This is a genomic window from Pseudomonas hygromyciniae (assembly GCF_016925675.1).
GTDB lineage: Bacteria > Pseudomonadota > Gammaproteobacteria > Pseudomonadales > Pseudomonadaceae > Aquipseudomonas > Aquipseudomonas hygromyciniae.
Genome location: NZ_CP070506.1, coordinates 3651529 through 3672609, shown reverse-complemented (window position 1 = coordinate 3672609; position 21081 = coordinate 3651529). Strand labels below are relative to the sequence as shown.

Here is a 21081-nt window from a genome sequence, read left to right as displayed (position 1 = left end):
TTATGCGTATTCAAGACATGACTATTTGGGAGTAACTGCAGAGCATGTTCCGTAATTCGTATATTCAGCAGAACTCTGATATCCAGGCCGCAGGCGGCCTGGTCCCGATGGTTGTCGAGCAATCTGCTCGTGGCGAACGCGCCTATGACATCTACTCGCGCCTGCTCAAGGAGCGAGTGATCTTTCTGGTTGGTCCGGTAGAGGACTACATGGCCAACCTGATCTGTGCGCAACTGCTGTTCCTTGAAGCGGAAAACCCGGACAAGGACATCCATCTCTACATCAACTCCCCAGGCGGTTCGGTGACAGCGGGCATGTCGATCTACGACACCATGCAGTTCATCAAGCCGAACGTATCCACCACTTGCATTGGCCAGGCCTGCAGCATGGGTGCATTCCTGCTGACAGCGGGTGCCGAAGGCAAGCGTTTCTGCCTGCCTAACTCGCGTGTGATGATTCACCAGCCATTGGGCGGTTTCCAGGGCCAGGCGTCGGACATCGAAATCCACGCCAAGGAAATCCTGTTTATCCGTGAGCGTCTCAACACGCTGATGGCCAAGCACAGCGGGCACACCCTGGAAGAAATCGAGCGTGATACTAACCGCGACAACTTCATGAGTGCCGAGGCCGCGCGTAAATACGGGCTGATCGACGCCGTGATCGACAAGCGCCCCGCTTAATATAAGCCGCTCAAAATAGGGCTGGTCGGCATGTCCGACCACTGGCGGGCTTGAAAAAGCCCGCATAAGCCTTCATCTTGTGTTGCAAGCCTATCGGATTTGGATCGAACGAATGACTGACACCCGCAACGGCGAGGACAACGGCAAGCTGCTCTATTGCTCCTTCTGTGGCAAAAGCCAGCATGAAGTGCGCAAATTGATTGCCGGCCCCTCGGTCTTTATCTGCGACGAGTGCGTCGACTTGTGCAATGACATCATCCGTGAGGAGGTGCAGGAAGCACAGGCCGAAAGCAGCGCGCATAAATTGCCTTCGCCTAAAGAAATCAGCGGCATCCTTGACCAGTACGTGATTGGTCAAGAGCGTGCAAAGAAGGTTCTGGCCGTAGCGGTGTACAACCACTACAAGCGCTTGAACCAGCGTGACAAGAAAGGTGACGAGGTCGAACTCGGCAAGAGCAACATCTTGCTGATCGGTCCTACAGGCTCGGGTAAAACCCTGCTTGCAGAAACCCTCGCTCGCCTGCTGAACGTTCCGTTCACCATCGCCGACGCCACCACCCTCACCGAGGCTGGCTACGTGGGTGAAGACGTCGAGAACATCATTCAGAAACTGCTGCAGAAGTGCGACTACGACGTAGAGAAGGCCCAGATGGGTATTGTCTATATCGATGAAATCGACAAGATTTCGCGCAAGTCCGACAACCCGTCGATCACCCGGGACGTTTCCGGTGAGGGCGTGCAGCAAGCCCTGCTGAAGCTGATTGAAGGCACGGTCGCCTCCGTACCGCCCCAAGGTGGTCGCAAGCATCCGCAGCAGGAATTCCTGCAGGTTGATACGCGTAACATCCTGTTTATCTGTGGCGGTGCGTTCTCCGGCCTGGAAAAGGTTATTCAAAACCGTTCCACCCGTGGCGGCATCGGTTTCAGTGCAGAAGTGCGCAGTAAGGAAGAAGGCAAGAAGGTGGGCGAGTCCCTGCGTGAAGTCGAGCCTGACGATCTGGTCAAGTTCGGTCTGATCCCGGAATTCGTTGGTCGTCTGCCGGTCCTGGCCACGTTGGACGAGCTGGATGAGGCTGCTCTGATTCAGATCCTCACCGAGCCGAAGAACGCCCTGACCAAGCAATACGCCAAGCTCTTCGAAATGGAAGGTGTAGACCTCGAGTTCCGTGCCGACGCGCTTAAATCGGTGGCCAAGCGGGCACTGGAGCGCAAGACTGGCGCACGCGGTCTGCGTTCGATCCTTGAAGGCGTGTTGCTCGACACCATGTACGAAATCCCCTCGCAGTCCGAGGTGAGTAAAGTGGTGATCGACGAAAGCGTTATAGAAGGTAAGTCCAAGCCACTGTATATCTACGAAAACAGTGAGCCGGCTGCCAAGGCTGCGCCAGACGCGTAAGCGTTTCGCAGTTTTGGTACAAACAAGGGGCCTCTAGGGGCCCCTTTGTTTTTCATAAGAATTTTTACTGTGTGTAACTGCCAGCATTGAGCTTGTTTTTTTTACACGCAGCCCCCATCTTGGTTTCAAGCTTACTTTCATCTGTCATAGAGGCGAAATCATGAAGACAACCATTGAATTGCCTCTCCTGCCATTGCGTGATGTGGTTGTGTATCCGCACATGGTTATCCCGCTGTTCGTGGGGCGCGAGAAGTCTATCGAAGCCCTCGAGGCCGCGATGACGGGCGACAAGCAGATCCTGCTGTTGGCCCAGAGAAATCCGGCTGACGACGATCCAGGCGAAGACGCCCTGTATCGCGTCGGCACCATTGCCACCGTTCTGCAATTGCTCAAGCTGCCGGATGGCACCGTCAAGGTGCTTGTCGAAGGTGAGCAGCGCGGTGCGGTCGAGCGCTTCATGGAGGTGGATGGCCACCTGCGTGCAGAAGTGGCGTTGATCGACGAAGTCGATGCGCCTGAGCGCGAATCCGAAGTCTTTGTGCGTAGCCTGCTGTCCCAGTTCGAGCAATACGTGCAACTGGGCAAGAAAGTCCCGGCTGAGGTCCTGTCCTCCCTCAATAGCATTGATGAGCCTAGCCGCCTGGTCGACACCATGGCCGCGCACATGGCGCTGAAGATCGAGCAGAAGCAGGACATCCTCGAAATCATCGACCTGTCGACCCGGGTCGAGCACGTCCTGGCGCTGCTGGATGCCGAGATCGACCTGCTGCAGGTCGAGAAGCGCATTCGCGGTCGCGTCAAGAAACAGATGGAGCGCAGCCAGCGCGAGTACTACCTGAATGAGCAGATGAAGGCCATTCAGAAAGAACTCGGCGACAGCGAAGAAGGCCACAACGAAATCGAAGAGCTGAAAAAGCGCATCGATGCCGCCGGCCTGCCAAAAGACGCGTTGACCAAAGCCACCGCCGAGCTGAACAAGCTCAAGCAAATGTCGCCAATGTCGGCCGAAGCCACTGTGGTTCGTTCCTACATCGACTGGCTGGTGCAGGTGCCGTGGAAAGCCCAGACCAAGGTGCGCCTGGACCTGGCGCGTGCCGAAGATATCCTCGACGCCGATCACTACGGCCTGGAGGAGGTCAAGGAACGCATCCTCGAATACCTCGCCGTGCAGAAGCGCGTGAAGAAGATTCGGGGCCCGGTGTTGTGCCTGGTAGGTCCTCCTGGCGTGGGTAAAACCTCGCTGGCTGAGTCGATCGCCAATGCCACAAACCGTAAATTTGTGCGCATGGCCCTTGGTGGTGTGCGTGATGAAGCGGAAATCCGCGGTCATCGCCGGACTTACATCGGTTCGATGCCGGGAAGATTGATTCAAAAAATGACAAAGGTTGGGGTGCGCAACCCGCTGTTCCTGCTCGATGAAATCGACAAAATGGGCAGCGATATGCGCGGCGATCCGGCGTCGGCTTTGCTGGAAGTGCTCGACCCCGAACAGAATCACAATTTCAACGACCATTACCTGGAAGTCGACTACGACCTGTCCGACGTAATGTTCCTGTGCACCTCCAACTCGATGAATATCCCTCCAGCCCTGCTGGACCGGATGGAGGTGATTCGTCTGCCGGGTTACACCGAAGACGAGAAGATCAATATCGCCGTCAAGTACCTCGCGCCCAAGCAGATTTCGGCCAACGGCCTGAAAAAGGGCGAGATCGAATTTGACGTCGAGTCGATCCGCGACATCATTCGTTACTACACCCGTGAGGCTGGTGTACGGGGCCTTGAGCGCCAGTTGGCGAAGATCTGCCGCAAAGCGGTCAAGGAACATGCCCTGGAAAAACGCTTCTCCGTGAAAGTCACGGCCGATGCCCTTGAGCACTTCCTGGGCGTGCGTAAATTCCGCTACGGCCTGGCCGAGCAGCAGGACCAGGTAGGGCAGGTGACTGGCCTGGCGTGGACTCAGGTCGGCGGCGAGTTGCTGACTATCGAAGCTGCGGTGATCCCGGGCAAGGGGCAACTGATCAAGACCGGTTCTTTGGGTGACGTGATGGTCGAATCCATCACCGCCGCGCAGACCGTGGTGCGCAGCCGCGCCCGCAGCCTGGGAATCCCCCTGGACTTCCATGAGAAGCACGACACCCACATCCACATGCCAGAAGGGGCTACCCCCAAAGACGGCCCTAGCGCTGGCGTAGGCATGTGCACGGCCCTGGTATCGGCCCTGACCGGCATTCCGGTGCGTGCCGATGTGGCCATGACCGGCGAAATTACCCTGCGTGGCCAAGTATTGGCCATTGGCGGCCTGAAGGAAAAACTGCTGGCTGCACACCGTGGTGGTATCAAGACGGTGATCATTCCGGAAGAGAATGTTCGCGACTTGAAGGAAATTCCTGACAATATTAAGCAGGATCTGCAGATTAAACCGGTTAAATGGATTGACGAGGTCCTGCAAATTGCGCTGCAATACGCGCCGGAGCCCTTGCCGGATGTGGCTCCCGAGATAGTCGCGAAGGACGAAAAACGCGAGACTGACTCTAAGGAAAGAATTAGCACGCATTAATACGTTTAAGCCTGGTGGCTTCCTTGACAGCTTTTTAGAGCCCTTGTTATAAAGCGGCTCTTATAAGTGCCTGTAGGCCATTCAGCACTGGTTTTTGCTTTCACCAAAAAACTTAGAATCATACTCAATAGATATAAGGGGACTTAAGAGTGAACAAGTCGGAACTGATTGATGCTATCGCCGCATCTGCTGATATCCCGAAAGCTGCTGCTGGCCGTGCGCTGGACGCAGTAATCGAATCCGTCACTGGCGCTCTCAAGGCCGGCGACTCCGTGGTACTGGTAGGTTTCGGTACTTTCTCTGTGACCGATCGCCCAGCTCGCACTGGTCGTAACCCACAGACTGGCAAAGCACTGCAAATCGCTGCTGCCAAGAAACCCGGTTTCAAAGCCGGTAAAGCCCTGAAAGAAGCCGTCAACTAAGCTTCGCTCAAGCCTTTGCCTATCCGGGCTGGACGCAGGTGTCTGGCCTGGCAGCGGAGCGGCAACTGACCCGAATATCCATCGGGTCGCTACGCCGGGGGGCGGGTTCAATACCCGTCCGTTCCGCCCGTTACGAGAAGGCGCATCCTCGGATGCGCCTTTCTTCTATCCGGATTCTACCCACGCTCCACGGTTGCCTAATTTTGAAGTTCAACCGTTTCTGGGGGACGCATGCTGCAGAATATCAGGGACAATTCACAAGGCTGGATTGCCAAGACCATTATCGGGCTCATCGTTGTATTGATGGCTTTCACCGGTATCGAGGCCATTTTTCCAGGCCACGACCAACAGCCAGGACGCGGCCAAGGTCAATGGTGAAGAAATCAGTCAAAACGAGTTGAGCCAGGCCGTCGACATGCAACGTCGGCAGCTGATGCAACAACTGGGCAAGGACTTCGACTCGTCCTTGCTGGATGAAAAAATGCTGCGCGAAGCGGCCCTCAAGGGCTTGATCGACCGCAAGCTGTTGCTGCAAGGCGCGGCTGATTCGAAGTTCTCCTTCTCGGAAGCTGCACTGGACCAAGTGATCCTGCAGACTCCGGAGTTCCAGGAAGACGGCAAGTTCAGCGCTGAGCGCTTCGACCAGGTGATCCGTCAACTGGGCTACAGCCGTATGCAGTTCCGTCAGATGCTGACCCAGGAAATGCTGATTGGCCAACTGCGCGCAGGCATTGCCGGCAGCGGTTTTGTCACCGATCAGGAAGTGCTGAACTTCGCGCGTCTGGAAAAACAGACCCGTGATTTCGCCACCGTCAGCATCAAGGCCGACCCGGCAGCCGTGAAACTTACTGACGACGAGGTCAAGGCTTACTACGACCAGCACGCCAAGGAGTTCATGACCCCGGACCAGGTCGTCATCGACTACCTGGAGCTGAAGAAGGCTTCGTTCTTTGATCAGGTAACGGTCAAGGACGATGAACTGCAGGCCCTGTACGAGAAAGAAACCGCCAACCTCGCTGAACAGCGTCGTGCCGCGCACATTCTGATCGAAGTCAACGACAAGGTCACCGAGGCGCAAGCCAAGGCCAAGATCGAAGAAGTCCAGGCGCGTCTGGCCAAGGGCGAGAGTTTCGAGGCCCTGGCCAAGGAGTTCTCCCAGGATCCAGGTTCGGCCAACAGTGGCGGCGATCTGGGTTTCGCCGGCCCTGGTGTCTACGATCCTGAGTTTGAAAGCGCCCTGTATGCCTTGAACAAGGACCAGGTCTCGGCACCGGTACGTTCCAGCTTCGGCTGGCACCTGATCAAGTTGCTGGGGGTTGAAGCGCCAGAAGTGCCTTCGTTCGCCAGCCTCAAAGACAAACTGACCCGCGAGCTGAAGACCCAGCAAGTGGAGCAGCGCTTCGTCGAGGCGACCAAGCAACTGGAAGATGCGGCTTTCGAAGCTTCCGACCTGGCCCAGCCAGCTTCGGACCTGAAGCTGACCGTACACACCTCCGCGCCGTTTGGCCGTGAAGGTGGCGAAGGCATCGCGGCCAATCGTGCTGTGATCCAGGCAGCTTTCAGCCCTGAAGTGCTGGATGAGGGTGCCAACAGCACCGCCATCGAGCTGGATCCGGAAACCATCGTCGTCCTGCGCGCCAAGGAGCACCGCAAGCCGGAGCAACTGCCGCTGGAAAGCGTGGCGACTGCCATCCGTGGCCAACTGACCAAGGAGCGTGCAAGCGCTGCGGCGAAGACTCATGCTGATGAGCTGATTGCCAACCTGCGTGACGGCAAGCTCGCGTTGGACCAGGCGGTTGCTGGCCAGGCCTGGAAAGTCACCGAAGCCGCTACCCGCGCACAGGAAGGCGTCGACCCGGCTGTATTGCAGGCATTGTTCCGTATGCCCAAGCCAGTGGCGAAAGACAAACCGACCTTTGCCGACGTGACCCTGCGTGATGGCAGCTTGATGATCGTGCGCTTGAACAGCGTCAACGAAGGGGCTGCGCCTACCGATGAAGAGAAGGAGCAATATCGTCGCTTCCTCGCTTCGCGGGTTGGCCAGCAGGACTTCGCTGCGTTCCGCAAGGAGCTGGAAGCCAAGGCTGATATCAAACGCTTCTGATGGTGTGATACTGCTTCAAAAAAAGACCCCGGCCTGAAAGTCGGGGTCTTTTTTTGCCTGCTCCTCAGCCCCGCCAAGCTTATGTAGGAGCGAGCTTGCTCGCGAAGAGCCCGAGAGCGCCGCGTATACCCAGCAAGCCCTCTTTATCGTTAACGTCTTTCGCGAGCAAGCTCGCTCCTACCTGATTGGGCGCTTCGGGTCTGTAAGGTTGCGATCAATGCCAACATGGCCAAACCAGCGACCGCCCAGGGAAACGACATCACGCCCCATCCCTGAAGCAGTACGCCGCCCAGTAGCCCGCCGCCGGCAATCCCCAGGTTCCATACCGTTACCAGCATTGACTGGGCGGCATCCGCCGAGTCCCCCGCCGATTTGGCCAGGGCGGTTTGCAGCAAGGCCGGCAAGCCGCCAAATGCCAGGCCCCAGACGGCCACTGACAGGTAGATGACTTCGGTAGAGGCGCTCCACAGTCCCAAGGCCAAGGCCGCAGCGGCAAACATCGCGCAACTGATCACCAGCAAGGCCGGTAGCAGGCGGTCAATCAACAGGCCGACGACCCAGATGCCCATCAGCGCGGCCAGGCCAAATACCAGCAACACCTGGTCAATGTCGGCGGTAAGTCCGGCGGGCATCAGAAACGGCGCGATATACGTGTACAGAATGTTATGGGCTAGCACGTAGGTAAAGGTCACCCACAACGTCGGACGCACCCCGCGCAAGTGTAAGACCTGACGTAAGCCCAGGCGTTGTTGCGCCCTTTGTCCGGCGAAGTCCGGTACCTGCCAGCGCACCCACACCAGTAGCAGCACGGTTAGCCCAGTCATGATGGCAAAGCTCAAGCGCCAGCCTACCACCGTGCCAAGAAACGTTCCGGCAGGCACGCCAAGGGACAACGCCAGCGGCGCGCCTAGCATTGCCACGGCAATCGCCCGGCCTTGCAGGTGCGGTGCCACCATGCGGCTGGCATATCCGGCCAGCAGTGCCCAGAGCAAGCCGGCGAACACTCCAGCCAGCAGCCGCGCGATGAGGGTCAGCCAATACAGGTCCGATAGCGCCGTGACACTGTTGACCAGCGCAAAGCCGCCGATCGCTATCAGCAGCAAGGGGCGGCGGCGCCAGCCACGGGTGGCGATCGTCAGGGGAATGGCCGCCAGCAACGAGCCAAGGGCATACACCGTGACGAGTTGGCCGACCAGCGCCTCGGAAACGCCCAGGCCGGCGCTTATCTGTGGCAGCAGGCCTGCTGGCATTGCTTCAGTGAGGATGGTGATGAAACCGGCGGTAGCCAGCGCGAGCAAGCCTGCCATGGGCAGTCGTTCACGCTGGCTGGGCAGGCATTGCGGTGTACTGCAGTCATTCATGTGGCTCGGCTCCGTATTCAAGGTATCAGGACATCGGGGCAGAGTAGGGGGCTGAACCCTTTGGAAAAATGGGCTAAGGTTCCGAACTTAGCGGACGTTCATGTCCGTAATCAGCAGGAAGGGACAATGGACAGCCTGGGCAGTATTTCGGTGTTTGTGCAGGTCGCGGAAACCCGCAGCTTTACTCAGGCCGGTCGCGTGCTGGGGGTGTCTTCCTCGGCCGTGGGCAAAAGCATTGCGCGCATGGAGCAGCGCCTGGGTGTTCGGCTGTTTCACCGCAGCACCCGCAGTATCACGCTGACGGCCGAGGGCGCGCTGTTTCTCGAGCGTTCGCGGCGCATCCTGGCCGAGGTTGAAGCGGCGGAGCAGGAATTGACTGAGGCGGCGGCCACGCCCCGTGGCAAATTGCGCGTCAGCTTGCCGCAAGTGCGGGGCCTGTTGATGCCGGTGCTGACCGAATTCATGCGCGCCTATCCAGAGATTGAACTGGATGTGGACTTCTCCGACCGCATGGTGGATGTAATCGAGGAAGGCTTCGACGCCGTAGTGCGCACCGGCAAGCCTGAGGATTCCCGGCTCACGGCTCGGCTTCTGGGGCACTATCGGTTGGTGCTGGTGGGATCGCCACAGTACTTCGCCCTGCACGGCACACCGGCTTGTCCTGCGGATCTGAACCACCACGCCTGCCTGCGCCACAAGTTCTGCGCCACCGGCAAGCTGGAAGCCTGGCCACTGCGCCATCTGCCGGGTGAACCCGAGCCGGTGTTGCGCGCTCCGCTGGTCAGTACCACCATCGAGTCCCTGAGCCATGTGGTGCATGAGGGGCTGGGGATCGCCTGCCTGCCGGACTTCATGGTCCGCGAATCCGTCGAGCAGGGCCGTTTGCAGCGGGTGCTGGACGACTACCTGGAGCACCGCGGCAGTTTCTGGATGCTCTGGCCGTCGAGCCGGCATGCCTCGGCCAAGCTGCGGGTGTTTGTCGACCATATGAGCGTCAGGCTTTTTCCCGCATCACGCGTCGAGCCGGTCGCTGGCGTTTTACCGACAGGAATTCGCGCGCGCACCCCGTGATCTGTTGCACAATACCGCCCTGACCGTTTTACTCAGGATGATCAATGTCGACTTCATTTCACTTGCGTGGCCTTGCGCTTGCGCTGGTGCTGGCAGGCGCCACGGGCTGCTCGTCGCCCAAGACCGCTATCTACGAACATGAGAACTTCGACGACTCCGGTACGTTTTCGCGCAATTACCCGGTCAGCGATATCGCGGCCTGCGAAGCGGCACGCCGGGCGTTGCTCAGCCAGGGCTACATCATCACCAGCAGCGACCCGAAGCTGGTGAGCGGTAACAAAAGTTTCCAGCAGACCGGTGAGACCCATCTGCAGATCAGTTTCAACGTGGTATGTGCCGAAGACGGCAGCGGCGAGCATCATGCGACCATGTTTGCCAATGCCCTGCAGGATCGCTACGCGTTGAAGAAGGTCAACAACTCCGCCAGCCTTGGGGTGGGTGTGCTCGGTTCGGTATCGATGCCGATTGGCTCCACCGACGACTCGATGGTCAAGGTGGCCAGCGAGACGGTCAGCTCGCCGAAGTTCTATGAGCGCTACTTTGCCTTGGTGGATGTGTTCCTGCCCCAGGAAGTGAAGGCCGCCGAGCACATTCCAGAAGCGCCCAAGGCTGACCTCGGTGTGCCGGAACCCAAGCCCGCGCCTGCGGTGGACAAGGTAGAAGCGCCGCAAGATGTGCCGACCACGCCTGTTGCACCGGCGGTCTCGGAACCGCTTGCACCACCAGTGGAGGCGGTGCCGATTACCCCACAGCCCGCGCCGCAGGAAGTGCCCGCGCCGACGACGCCTGCGTTGCCCGCGCCAACAGAGGTGATCCCAGCGTTGCCGGCCACCGGCCAATAACCCGGCCCCTTGAGTTCGGGGCGTTAAATCCATTGCTGGCTGCTACGTTTAATCTTGAAGTGCAGGAACGTCATGACCCTGTCTTTTTTTGGTCATGACGGCACTTTAGGCTGGTATTGCAGGTCATTTAAGCCACCTGCTTTGATTAAACAAGGAGTCGACGATGGACGATTATCAAGAAGAGTTGCTGGAGTACCAGGCCTTTGAACTGGACCCTCTGGACCCGGCCGATGACGCCACCGAACTCTAGGCAGGCGTCAGGCGGAATGCCGCTGACTGCGGCGAAATTCCCCTGGGGTCTGGCTGTTCCAGCGCTTGAAGGCCCGTTGAAAGGCTTCCGCTGAGGCAAAACCCAGTAGATAGGCGATTTCCCCAAACGCCAGTTCCGTATCGCGAATGTAGGTCATGGCCAGGTCGCGGCGGGTGTCGTTGAGAATCGCGCGAAACTGTGTGCCTTCCTCGGCCAGTTTGCGGCGCAAGGTCCACGTCGGCAGTTTCAGGCGCGCCGCCACTTCTTCCAGGTCGGGTTCCCGGCCGCCATTGAGCATCGGCCCCAGTAAGCGGGTGATGCGCTCGCGCAGGCTGCGGGTGCGGGTCAGTTGTTCCAATTCCCTTTCACACAGTTGCAATAGCAAGTGCCAGGTACTTGGGCAGTGCTGCGGGTTGCGCAGGGCCAGGCTGTGTTGGCTCAAGCGCAGTTGATTGAGCTCGGCGCCGAACTGGATCGGGCAATCGCCCAGCACGCTGTAGCTTGCACTGTAGTCCGGTGCGGCGAATTCGATCTCGATCCGTTCGGCCACTACCGGCTGCTGGCACAAGGTTGCCATCTGCTGCAGCCAACCGGCGAGAATCGAGTCCACGACAAAGCGGTTATAGGCGTTATAGGGGCTGATGGAATAGAACCGTAGCCAGGCGCCCCCGGCGTCTTCATGAAAGCTGGACTGGCCACGGTAGTTGGCACCGTACAGGGCCTCGAAACGCGTCATCGTGCGTGCGGCTTCGCGTACGTTGGGCGCCTGGGCGGCGGTGACACCGGCCAGGCCGAGTTGATTCATGCGGCTCAGTTGGCCCATGCGCAGACCCAGGCCGGGATCGCCGGTCAACTGGATGGCTGCGTAGCCCAGGCGCATATAGCGCGGGATTGACAGGCGCGCACCGGGTTCACTCAAGCGTGCCGGGTCCAGGCCGTACTGCAACAGCAGTGGCTGCGGGTCCAGGCCATGGCTGAGGACCGCGTCGGCGAGGGTGTGCACGATGCCCACTGATAAGTCACCGAGGCGCATCGGTGCCGGTTTCATGGGTTTACAGCCACACGTTCAGCAAGCGCGCACCACGCGCGTTGCCGTCGGCGAAGACTTGCCCTTGGGTACTGAGAAAACTCTGGCCGCTGGTGCCCTGGTCCCAGAACTGCCCGCGCATAAATACGCTCATGCCCGCACCGGCCAGGCTGATGGGGGCCTGGCTGATCAGGCTCAGGCGATGCCAGGCTTCGCCTTCGCTGAGTTCTTCGGGCTTGAGGCTGACTTCCGGCGGCGTGGATACGCTTTTGAAACCGCGCCATGGCTTGTCCCAGGTATCCCGGCCAATCACCAGGGCCGGTACCGCCACCAGTTGCGCGCCTTGTTCGTTGAGCTTGCGGTAGTTGTCCGGATACCAGCTGTCGCTGCCAATGAGGATGCCCAGGCGGCCGGCCGGGGTGTCGATTACGCTGATGGCGTTTTCGTCTCCAGGGGCGATAAAGCCGCGCTCATCGAAGATCGGGTAGAGCTGGCGCTGAGGTTGGCCCAGGGGCAGGCCGTCGCGGTCGAACACCAGGCTGGTGTTGTACAGCGCGCCATGGCCGACCTGCAATTGGCCCTGGCTGATGCTGGGGTTGGGCAGGGCGATGGAACCGGCCACCAGCGTCACCCCGAACTCCTTGGCCAGGCCGCCAAACAGCACTTGGTAATCGCGGGCCATGGCGGGCGCCTTCATGCGCAGGTACGCATCGTCGATACGGTTGTCGCCCTGGGCGCTGATCAGTGCGCGCATAAACAGCAACGGATTGCTGGCCGAAAACCAGTTCATCGCCTCCTTGAGACTGGTGGCCTGGTACAGCTCGTTCTTTTCGCCACTGACCATCAACCAGGTGCCGACATGTTCCGGCAGCACCACAATGGTTTTGTCATTGATCAGCCCCATGTCTCGCGCATTGCGCAGGTAGGCCGAGAGCTTCAGGTGTAAGCGCTCCAGGCTCTGGTAGTCGGCGGGGAACAGCTCCGGCTGGATACCCAGCAGATTGCCGTGATCGGCGGGGACGCCCTCGTTCACGGCCAGGTTGATCCGCAGGTCCGACAGGTAATGCCCCACAGGGCGCTCCTGGGTCCAGACCAGATAGGCGGAAACGGCGGCGACCAAGGCCATGGTGAGGGTCAAAGCAAATAATTTACGCATGGGGGAACAGACAACAGGCCGTATGCAGGGTTCGCCTCTAGGGTAGGGCGCGTCGCCACGCTTGCCAAGGGGCGTTGCGCATTTGGATCAATAACTTGTCAGTTACAGTCATTGAGCGGTGGGGGTATGGCTCTTAGTCTGTGGGACATAAACCGATGGCCGGCCATTCGAGCCTGCCACGTCCCGTGATGATCCGTTGTGGAGCTGTACCATGACCGCTGCTGCCTACCCGCACCTGCTGGCCCCGTTGGACCTGGGTTTTACCACCTTGCGCAATCGCACCCTGATGGGGTCGATGCACACCGGCCTTGAAGAGAAACCCGGTGGCTTCGAGCGCATGGCCGCGTATTTCGCCGAGCGTGCCCGTGGCGGCGTAGGCCTGATGGTTACCGGCGGCATTGGCCCGAACGATGAAGGCGGGGTGTATTCCGGGGCCGCCAAGCTGACCACCGAAGCCGAAGCGCTCAAGCACAAGATCGTGACCCAGGCGGTGCATGAGGCGGGCGGCAAGATCTGCATGCAGATCCTTCACGCCGGGCGTTATGCCTACAGCCCCAAGCAGGTTGCGCCAAGCGCGATCCAGGCGCCGATCAACCCATTCAAGCCCAAGGAGCTGGACGAGGAAGGCATCGAGAAGCAGATCAGTGACTTTGTGACCTGTTCGCTACTGGCCCAGGTCGCCGAGTACGATGGCGTCGAAATCATGGGCTCGGAAGGTTATTTCATTAACCAGTTCCTCGCCGCCCACACCAACCATCGCACTGACCGCTGGGGCGGCGCCTACGAAAACCGCATGCGCCTGCCGGTGGAAATCGTGCGCCGGGTGCGCGAAGCCGTGGGGCCGAACTTCATCATTATCTTCCGCCTGTCGATGCTCGACCTGGTCGAAGGCGGCAGCACCTGGGAAGAAATTGTCCAGTTGGCCAAGGCCATCGAGCAGGCGGGCGCGACGATTATCAATACCGGCATCGGCTGGCACGAAGCGCGTATCCCGACCATCGCCACCAAAGTGCCGCGGGGCGCGTTCAGTAAGGTCACGGCCAAGCTGCGCGGCGCGGTGCAGATTCCGTTGATCACCACCAACCGTATCAACACCCCGGAAGTCGCCGAGCAGATCCTCGCTGAAGGCGATGCCGATATGGTGTCCATGGCCCGGCCGTTCCTCGCCGACCCGGAGTTCGTCAACAAGGCCGCCGCTGGCCGTGCCGACGAAATCAACACCTGCATCGGCTGCAACCAGGCCTGCCTGGACCATACCTTCGGCGGTAAGTTGACCACCTGCCTGGTCAACCCCCGCGCCTGCTACGAGACCGAGCTCAATTACCTGCCGGTCAAGCAGATCAAGAAAGTCGCGGTGGTCGGCGCCGGCCCTGCGGGCCTGGCGGCTGCCACCGTGGCCGCCGAGCGTGGGCATCAGGTGACCTTGTTCGATTCCGCCAGCGAGATCGGCGGCCAGTTCAATATCGCCAAGCGCGTGCCGGGCAAGGAAGAGTTCTTCGAAACCCTGCGTTATTTCAAGCGCAAGTTGCAGACCACCCACGTCGAGCTGTGCCTCAACACCCGCGTGGACGTCGAGCAACTGGTGGCGGGCGGTTATGACGAGGTAATCCTGGCCACCGGTATCGCGCCCCGTACCCCGGCGATCCCGGGCGTCGAGAACCCCAAGGTGTTGAGTTACCTGGACGTGATCCTCGAACGCAAGCCGGTGGGCAAGCGTGTAGCGGTGATTGGCGCCGGCGGCATCGGTTTCGACGTGTCGGAGTTCCTGGTACACCAAGGCGTGTCCACCAGCCTGGATCGCGAGGCGTTCTGGAAAGAATGGGGCATCGACACCCAACTGCAAGCCCGTGGCGGTGTGGCCGGGATCAAGCCCGAGCGCCACGCGCCGGCCCGAGAAGTGTTCCTGCTGCAGCGCAAGACTTCCAAGGTCGGCGACGGCCTGGGCAAGACCACTGGCTGGATCCACCGTACCGGCCTGAAGAACAAGCAGGTGCAGATGCTCAATAGTGTCGAGTACCTGAAGATCGACGATGAAGGTCTGCATATCCGTGTCGGTGCCGAGGGCGAGCCCCAAGTGCTGGCGGTGGACAACATCGTCATCTGCGCCGGCCAGGACCCGCTGCGCGAACTGCAGGACGGCCTGGTCGCCGCTGGCCAGAACGTGCACCTGATTGGCGGTGCCGACGTGGCTGCCGAGCTGGACGCCAAGCGCGCCATCAACCAGGGCTCGCGCCTCGCTGCCGAGCTGTAAGACCTGGGAAGGGGCGGTGTTAAACTACCGCCCCTTTTTTATGCAGACATGCCCTGATGGGTCCTTTCGATTGGCTTCCCCACGCGTCCCTTGAACCCTTGCAGCTGGATTGGCTGAACGGGGTCGAGGTGGCTGTGCTGCGCCTGGACCTGATTGATCCACTGATCAGCGGCAACAAGTGGTTCAAGCTCACCGGGCACTTGGCCCAGGCGCGACAGGCCGGCGCTACAGGGATCATCAGCCTCGGCGGGGCCTACTCCAATCACCTGCATGCTCTGGCGGCGGCCGGTAAACGTTTTGATTTCCCGAGCGTCGGCCTGTTGCGCGGGCATCCCCAAGACACCCCCACGGTTCTGGACCTCAAAGCCTTTGGCATGCAACTGTATTGGCTGGGCTATGGCGGTTACCGCGCACGCCATGAGCCGGACTTCTGGTTGCCTTGGCGCGAGCGATATCCGCACCTGCATCCCGTGCCCGAAGGCGGCGGTGGGATGACGGGGGCGTTGGGCTGTGGGGTGCTGGTCGAGCAGGTGCGCATGCAGTTGCACACCCTGGGTTGGGCCGATTACGACGCCTGGTGGCTGGCAGCAGGCACTGGTACCACCCTGGCGGGTCTGGTCCTGGCGGAGGCGGGTGCCCATCCGGTGTATGGGGCAATGGCGGTGCCAGATGATCACGGTGTCGCGCAGAACGTGCGGGCCATCGTGCAGGGCGGGTATGAGCTGCTGGATGCCAGCCGTGGTGGTTTTGCCAAGGTCGACCCGCAATTGCTGGCTTTTATCGACACCACCGGGCAAACCAGTGGCTTGCCCCTGGAACCGCTCTATACCGGCAAGGCGCTGTTGGCGCTCAAACAACAGATCGAGGCCGGGGTTTTTGCCCCCGGCACTCGCCTGATCTTTGTGCACACCGGCGGCCTGCAAGGGCGCCGGGGTTTAGTGGATTAACGCTTGGGCAACATGCGCAATACGGTGTTATCACGCATGAAATAGTGGTGGTACAGACCCGCCGCCGCATGCAAACCGATCAGCCAGTATCCAATGGTGCCGCCCAGCACGTGCCAGCCTTCGATCTGCTTGGCCAGCTCTTTGTTCTCGCCGATCAACGGTGGCAACTCCAGCCCGTAGAACCACACCGAATGCCCTTCGGCACTGACGATCAGCCAGCCGAAGATCGGCATGCCGATCATGAACACATACAGCGCCACGTGCATCAGCGTCGCCAGTAAGGTTTGCCATTGCGGCGGGGCCGGCAGGATTTTCGGTGCCGCGCCCAGGCTTCGCGCGAACAGGCGCAGCCAGACCAGTACAAACACGGTCAGGCCGAACATGAAGTGCATTTCCTTGATCAGGGTGCGGCCGCCGCTACCCTTGGGGAAAATCCCGCGAAACTCAATGGTGGTGTAGACCAGCACCAGCAGCACTAGCATCAGCCAGTGCAGGGCAATGGACATGGTGCTGTAACGGGACTCGCTGTTTTTCCACGGCATCGCGTCTTTCCTCACTCATCAGGGGCAAACCTCCGTTCTTTGGCGACGGAGTCCCTTTAGCCTAAACCTGTTATGCAAGGTTTGCCCGAGTGAGGGGCGATGTATTGACGTCGATCAGGCGCTTTGTGGCATTTCACCACGGCCCAGGCGCTGATTGATGTCGGCGATCACGCCGGGCAGGTCGGTGATGGTGTCGATCAGGTAGTGCGGGCGCGAGCCGGCGAACAGCGTTTCGATGCGCTTGCGCTCGCTGGCCAGTGTCGCCGCGTCCAGGGCGCGGAACTGCTCGTAGGTCAGGCCCAGGGCGTTACCCGAGCAGGTCAGCGCCACCGTCCACATCCCGGCGCGGCGGCCTTCGAGGATGCCCGGCACGGTATCGTCGATCTTCACGCAGGCCGCCACGTCATCGATGCCCAGGGCGATCACGTTGGCCAGAGCCTGGGCGGGCCATGGGCGACCGTTGGGCACTTCGTCGGTGGCTACGACGTGGTCGGCGATGTAGCCGTTGGTGGCCGCCAGTTCGACCACTTTGTCCATCACTTGCTTGGGGTAGCCGGAGCAGGAACCGATCTTGATCCCCTGCGCACGCAGTGCGGCGATGGTCTCCAGGGCGCCGGGAATCAGTGCTGAGTGTTCGGCGATTTTCTCGATCTGCAACGGCATGAAGCGTTCGTAGATGGCGGTCACGTCATCGTCGGTCGGCGTGCGGCCGAAGGCTTTGCGATAGCGCTCGGCTACTTGCGGCTGATCACACAGGGTGCGGATGTGGTCCCACTTGCCCATGCCCATCGGGCCACGGGCTTCTTCGATGGAAACCTGTACGTCGAACTCGGCAAACGCCTCGACAAAAATCTGTGTGGGGGCGAAAGAGCCGAAGTCGACCACGGTGCCGGCCCAGTCAAGGATGGCGGCCTGCAGGGTGTTGGGGTTCTGATACTTCATGGTGAAAATCCTATAGGTAATGGGGCGTACGTTGTAGGAGCGAGCGTGCTCGCGAAAAACCTCGGGGCGCCGCTACCAACCAGGCCGCCCGCGTTATCGTTAACGATCTTCGCGAGCAAGCTCGCTCCTACAATTGGAATGGGGTGGGTTAGATATCGAGCACTTCCATCTCTTGCAGCGCCTGGGCAATCGCCGCCACTGCCGCTTGCATTTCGGCTTGGTTGACATGGCCGATGCAGCCGACGCGGAAGGTTTCGACCTGGGTCAATTTGCCCGGATACAGAATGAAACCCTTGGCCTTGACCCGCTCGTAGAAGTCCTTGAACTGGTAGCGCGGATCGCTCGGCGCGTGGAAGGTGACGATGATCGGCGCCTGGATCGCGGCGGGCAGGAAACTGCGCAGGCCCAGGTCGGCCATACCGTCCAGTAGTGTCTGGCAGTTGGCGGCATAGCGCTGATGGCGCGCCGGCAGACCGCCTTCTTCGTTGTATTGCAGCAGCGCTTCATGCAGGGCGGCCACTACGTGGGTCGGCGGGGTAAAGCGCCATTGCCCGGTCTTGGCCATGTAGGCGTGCTGGTCAAACAAATCCATGGCCAGGGAATGGCTATTGCCCTGGGCAGCGGCCAGTGCCTCTTTTTTCGCGAACACAAAACCCATGCCCGGCACGCCTTCCAGGCATTTGCCGGACGCGGCGATCAGTGCGTCGAACGGCACCTGGGCGGCGTCGATGGGCAGTGCGCCAAAGGAGCTCATGGCGTCGATAATCAAACGCTTGCCATGGCGCTGGATGACCTGGGCGATCTCCGGCAGCGGGTTGAGGATGCCGGTGCTGGTTTCGCAGTGGATCAGCGCGACATGGGTGATGCTGCTGTCAGCCTGTAACAGCCGATCGACATCGGCGGCGGTGGTGGGCTGGTCTTCGGCGGTTTCGAAGGTACTGAACGGTCGGCCCAGCACTTCGCAGATCTTCGCCAGGCGCTTGCCGTAGGCGCCGTTGATCAGCACCAGCACTTTGCCATCTCGAGGCACCAGGGTGCCGATGGCGGCTTCGACGGCGAATGTGCCGCTACCTTGCAGGGGCACGCAGTGATGGCTGTCGCCACCGTTGATGATCGCCAGCAGTTGCTCGCAGAGGCTGGCGGTCAGTTGGTTGAAGCGGTCATCCCACGAACCCCAGTCAACCATCATGGCCTGGCGGGTGCGGGCCGAGGTGGTCAAGGGCCCCGGTGTGAGCAGGATCGGCGCGGCAGTACTCATTCTCATGTCCTCGCAAAGCAGTGGGATGAAGCTACGGGACATAAATTGCAGTTTGGCTTGTCATCAATCAAATTGTTTGTTGTTATGCCAGCCATCAGTGAGGCCGATAGCTATGAATCTTTTTCAACTCCGCGCATTTGACGCCGTGGCCCGGGACGGCAGTTTTACCCGTGCCGCCGCGCGCCTGTTTATCAGCCAGCCGGCGGTGACCGGGCATATCAAGGCGCTGGAAGAGCACTACCAGATCACCTTGCTGCGGCGTACCGCGCGGCGCGTCGAGTTGACGGAGGAGGGCATCAAGCTGGCGGCCATCACCCGCAGTATCTTCGGCCAGGTGGATGAAGCGCAGGCCCTGCTGGAGGCCAACCGCCAATTGCTCACCGGGCGCCTGGAAGTGGCGGCGGATGGGCCGCATATGGTCATGCCCATGCTGGCAAAGCTGCGTGCGCGGTACCCGGGGATTACCGTCAACCTGCGCTTGGGCAATGCCCAGGAAACCCTGGCTGCGCTGTTGTCCGAGCATGCGGATGTGGCGGTATTGACTGAAGTGGAACCGCGCAAGGGCATGCATCTGCAACCCTTGAGCGAGTCGCGTATCTGCGCCTTGGTACCGGCTGGCCACCCGTGGCTGGCAGAGCCTGCGGGTATCCGCCTGGAGCAGTTGGACCAGGTGATCATGGTGCTGCGCGAGCCCAGTTCCATCACCCGCCGTACCTTCGACGACGCCTGTGCCAAGGCCAGTGTGCAGCCCAGGGTCTTGCTGGAACTGGACAGTCGCGAAGCGGTGACAGAAGCGGTGGCCGCCGAGCTGGGAGTGGGTGTGGTGTCTTCGGTGGAAGTCAGCCGGGACCCGCGGGTGCATGCGATTCCCATCCGGGGCGATGGACTGCTGAATCACCATATGCTCGGGTGCATGGAGCGGCGCCGGGAGTTGCGTTTGATTCAGGCGTTTTTCGAGCTGGCTTCCCATTGACCTGACGATGGGACAGGTACGCGTGTTGTGGCAAGAGGGCTTTTTGTGGCGAGGGGGCTTGCCCCGGTACAAACCGGGGACATCGTTTACATTTCTAACCGGGGACATGGTTTACAGGTTAATACGCATGGTCAGGAGGTATCTGATCATGCCCTGGAACCAAGAGTCCCCCCATGAACCAACGAATCAAACTGGTCGCTGACTGGCTTTCTGGCAACTACACGAAAACCCAGTTGGCACACCGATTCAATGTGAGTCGGCCTACCGTCGATAAATGGATTGCCCGGCATGACGGCGATTTGAAGTCGTTGTCCGAGCTCTCCCGACGACCTCATAACAGTCCAAACAAAACCGACGATGAGATCTTGGCCCGCGTGGTGGCCATGAAGGAAGCCCACGATAAATGGGGGCCGAAGAAGCTTCTCGAGCTATTGCGAATCGAGGATCCAACCATCACCTGGCCTGCCCCCCAGCACGGCAGGGCAATGGCTTGATCGGCTTGGATTGGTCAGCAAACGGCGCTTCAAGCGTCGACACGGCACTTCCCACGCCCCCAATGCGAGAAGCCAACGAGCCCAACAAGACGTGGTGTGCTGACTACAAAGGGCAGTTCAAGATGCTTAACGGGCAGATGTGCTTTCCTTTGACCGTGACTGACCACGCATCGCGCCTGATTCTGGCGTGCAGGGCCCACCCCAAGATCATGACACAGCCTGTAAAACAGGCATTTGAGAGGCTTTTTTCAGGAATACGGCATGCCGCAAGTCATTCGTTCTGACAACGGTGTTCCATTTGCCTCTCCTGGTCTGGCAAGAATGTCTACATTGGCGGTTTGGTGGATCCGTCTGGGCATCTACCCCGAGCGAATCATGCCTGGAAGACCCGCGCAGAACGGTCGCCACGAGCGAATGCACCGCAGCTTGAAATTCGAGTTGCCTTTAGGACGCGACTTGCTTGAGCAACAGCTGTTGCTGGAGCATTTCAGGAATGAATTCAATTATATACGACCACACGAAGCGCTCGGCATGAAACGTCCGGGAGAGTTGTATGTGCCATCTACTCGGCCTTACCCCGGATGCTTACCCGCCGTGGAATATCCGGCAGACATGCAGGTTCGAAGTGTCAGACAGGACGGCTCTATCTTGTGGAAGAACAAGCTGATATTTGTCAGCGAGGCTTTATCTGGAGAACGGATAGGGCTTAAAGAGGCTGAAGAGGATGTTTGGGATCTGTACCTATGTGACTATCCCTTAGGCAGACTTGGACGCGGCAAGAGCCGCATCCAAGCTTCAAATGTGTAAA

The 21081-nt window shown here is 59.9% G+C and carries 15 protein-coding genes and 2 pseudogenes; 11 read left to right on the top strand and 6 right to left on the bottom strand.

Going from position 1 to position 21081, the window contains the following annotated elements; genetic code table 11:
* Positions 1–44: 44 nt before the first annotated feature.
* From clpP to JTY93_RS16170, 5 genes and pseudogenes are all read left to right on the top strand, one after another.
* Positions 45–680, top strand: coding sequence for an ATP-dependent Clp endopeptidase proteolytic subunit ClpP (gene clpP, locus JTY93_RS16190; protein WP_205478639.1), 636 nt, complete (start codon positions 45–47; stop codon positions 678–680).
* Positions 681–792: 112 nt separating this feature from the next.
* Positions 793–2076 (top strand): ATP-dependent Clp protease ATP-binding subunit ClpX, encoded by a 1284-nt coding sequence (gene clpX / locus JTY93_RS16185; RefSeq protein ID WP_029298419.1) that lies wholly within the window; start codon positions 793–795, stop codon positions 2074–2076.
* A gap of 160 nt (positions 2077–2236) precedes the next feature.
* Positions 2237–4633, top strand: a complete 2397-nt coding sequence (lon, locus tag JTY93_RS16180) for an endopeptidase La (RefSeq protein ID WP_205478631.1) — start codon at positions 2237–2239, stop codon at positions 4631–4633.
* Positions 4634–4782: 149 nt separating this feature from the next.
* Complete coding sequence (locus JTY93_RS16175) at positions 4783–5055, top strand: HU family DNA-binding protein (protein WP_003174819.1); 273 nt, start codon at positions 4783–4785, stop codon at positions 5053–5055.
* Between the two features lie 231 nt (positions 5056–5286).
* Positions 5287–7159: pseudogene (locus JTY93_RS16170) on the top strand (SurA N-terminal domain-containing protein).
* A 149-nt stretch (positions 7160–7308) separates the two neighbouring features.
* On the opposite strand, the gene JTY93_RS16165 reads toward JTY93_RS16170, so the two are convergent.
* The gene (locus tag JTY93_RS16165; RefSeq protein ID WP_205478624.1) at positions 7309–8520 is read right to left on the bottom strand and encodes an MFS transporter; all 1212 of its coding nucleotides are present in this window, start codon (positions 8518–8520) and stop codon (positions 7309–7311) included.
* Positions 8521–8646: 126 nt separating this feature from the next.
* Between JTY93_RS16165 and JTY93_RS16160 the strand changes: the two genes are divergently transcribed.
* Both JTY93_RS16160 and JTY93_RS16155 read left to right on the top strand, forming a co-directional pair.
* A complete protein-coding gene (locus tag JTY93_RS16160) occupies positions 8647–9591 on the top strand; it encodes a LysR family transcriptional regulator (RefSeq protein ID WP_169999198.1) in 945 nt (314 codons plus the stop codon).
* Between the two features lie 44 nt (positions 9592–9635).
* Entirely contained in the window at positions 9636–10433 is a 798-nt protein-coding gene (locus tag JTY93_RS16155; RefSeq protein WP_205478623.1) for a DUF2242 domain-containing protein, read from the top strand.
* 257 nt (positions 10434–10690) lie between these two features.
* Here the strand turns inward: JTY93_RS16155 and JTY93_RS16150 are convergent, their stop codons facing one another.
* Positions 10691–11731, bottom strand: coding sequence for an AraC family transcriptional regulator (locus JTY93_RS16150; RefSeq protein WP_205478622.1), 1041 nt, complete (start codon positions 11729–11731; stop codon positions 10691–10693).
* A 4-nt stretch (positions 11732–11735) separates the two neighbouring features.
* Positions 11736–12866: a carbon-nitrogen hydrolase family protein gene (locus JTY93_RS16145; protein WP_169999195.1), complete on the bottom strand. Its 1131-nt coding sequence runs from the start codon at positions 12864–12866 to the stop codon at positions 11736–11738.
* Between the two features lie 211 nt (positions 12867–13077).
* On the opposite strand from JTY93_RS16145, the gene JTY93_RS16140 reads away from it, so the two are divergent.
* Positions 13078–15117, top strand: a complete 2040-nt coding sequence (locus JTY93_RS16140; protein ID WP_205478621.1) for an NADPH-dependent 2,4-dienoyl-CoA reductase — start codon at positions 13078–13080, stop codon at positions 15115–15117.
* Positions 15118–15173: 56 nt separating this feature from the next.
* On the top strand, positions 15174–16064 hold the full coding sequence (locus JTY93_RS16135) for a 1-aminocyclopropane-1-carboxylate deaminase/D-cysteine desulfhydrase (protein ID WP_205478620.1): 891 nt from the start codon (positions 15174–15176) through the stop codon (positions 16062–16064).
* Here the strand turns inward: JTY93_RS16135 and JTY93_RS16130 are convergent.
* From JTY93_RS16130 to JTY93_RS16120, 3 genes are all read right to left on the bottom strand, one after another.
* Positions 16061–16606 carry a cytochrome b gene (locus JTY93_RS16130; protein ID WP_205478612.1) on the bottom strand — a complete coding sequence of 182 codons (546 nt, stop codon included), beginning with the start codon at positions 16604–16606 and terminating at the stop codon, positions 16061–16063. The two genes, JTY93_RS16135 and JTY93_RS16130, sit on opposite strands and share 4 nt — an antisense overlap.
* 114 nt (positions 16607–16720) lie before the next feature.
* The gene (gene phnX / locus JTY93_RS16125) at positions 16721–17548 is read right to left on the bottom strand and encodes a phosphonoacetaldehyde hydrolase (protein ID WP_205478610.1); all 828 of its coding nucleotides are present in this window, start codon (positions 17546–17548) and stop codon (positions 16721–16723) included.
* A gap of 148 nt (positions 17549–17696) precedes the next feature.
* Positions 17697–18806, bottom strand: a complete 1110-nt coding sequence (locus JTY93_RS16120) for a 2-aminoethylphosphonate--pyruvate transaminase (protein WP_205478608.1) — start codon at positions 18804–18806, stop codon at positions 17697–17699.
* Between the two features lie 112 nt (positions 18807–18918).
* Here JTY93_RS16120 and JTY93_RS16115 point away from each other — a divergent pair, with 112 nt between their 5' ends.
* A complete protein-coding gene (locus JTY93_RS16115) occupies positions 18919–19779 on the top strand; it encodes a LysR substrate-binding domain-containing protein (RefSeq protein ID WP_205478606.1) in 861 nt (286 codons plus the stop codon).
* Between the two features lie 148 nt (positions 19780–19927).
* Positions 19928–21080 (top strand): annotated as a pseudogene (locus JTY93_RS29980) (integrase core domain-containing protein).
* The last annotated feature ends 1 nt before the right edge of the window (position 21081 follow it).

Bases quoted from the DNA above. Each gene is read 5' to 3' on its own strand.
- clpP (WP_205478639.1), top strand. From the start codon at position 45: ATGTTCCGTAATTCGTATATTCAGCAGAACTCTGATATCCAGGCCGCA.
- clpX (WP_029298419.1), top strand. From the start codon at position 793: ATGACTGACACCCGCAACGGCGAGGACAACGGCAAGCTGCTCTATTGC.
- lon (WP_205478631.1), top strand. From the start codon at position 2,237: ATGAAGACAACCATTGAATTGCCTCTCCTGCCATTGCGTGATGTGGTT.
- JTY93_RS16165 (WP_205478624.1), bottom strand. From the start codon at position 8,520: ATGAATGACTGCAGTACACCGCAATGCCTGCCCAGCCAGCGTGAACGA.
- JTY93_RS16160 (WP_169999198.1), top strand. From the start codon at position 8,647: ATGGACAGCCTGGGCAGTATTTCGGTGTTTGTGCAGGTCGCGGAAACC.
- JTY93_RS16155 (WP_205478623.1), top strand. From the start codon at position 9,636: ATGTCGACTTCATTTCACTTGCGTGGCCTTGCGCTTGCGCTGGTGCTG.
- JTY93_RS16150 (WP_205478622.1), bottom strand. From the start codon at position 11,731: ATGAAACCGGCACCGATGCGCCTCGGTGACTTATCAGTGGGCATCGTG.
- JTY93_RS16145 (WP_169999195.1), bottom strand. From the start codon at position 12,866: ATGCGTAAATTATTTGCTTTGACCCTCACCATGGCCTTGGTCGCCGCC.
- JTY93_RS16140 (WP_205478621.1), top strand. From the start codon at position 13,078: ATGACCGCTGCTGCCTACCCGCACCTGCTGGCCCCGTTGGACCTGGGT.
- JTY93_RS16135 (WP_205478620.1), top strand. From the start codon at position 15,174: ATGGGTCCTTTCGATTGGCTTCCCCACGCGTCCCTTGAACCCTTGCAG.
- JTY93_RS16130 (WP_205478612.1), bottom strand. From the start codon at position 16,606: ATGCCGTGGAAAAACAGCGAGTCCCGTTACAGCACCATGTCCATTGCC.
- phnX (WP_205478610.1), bottom strand. From the start codon at position 17,548: ATGAAGTATCAGAACCCCAACACCCTGCAGGCCGCCATCCTTGACTGG.
- JTY93_RS16120 (WP_205478608.1), bottom strand. From the start codon at position 18,806: ATGAGTACTGCCGCGCCGATCCTGCTCACACCGGGGCCCTTGACCACC.
- JTY93_RS16115 (WP_205478606.1), top strand. From the start codon at position 18,919: ATGAATCTTTTTCAACTCCGCGCATTTGACGCCGTGGCCCGGGACGGC.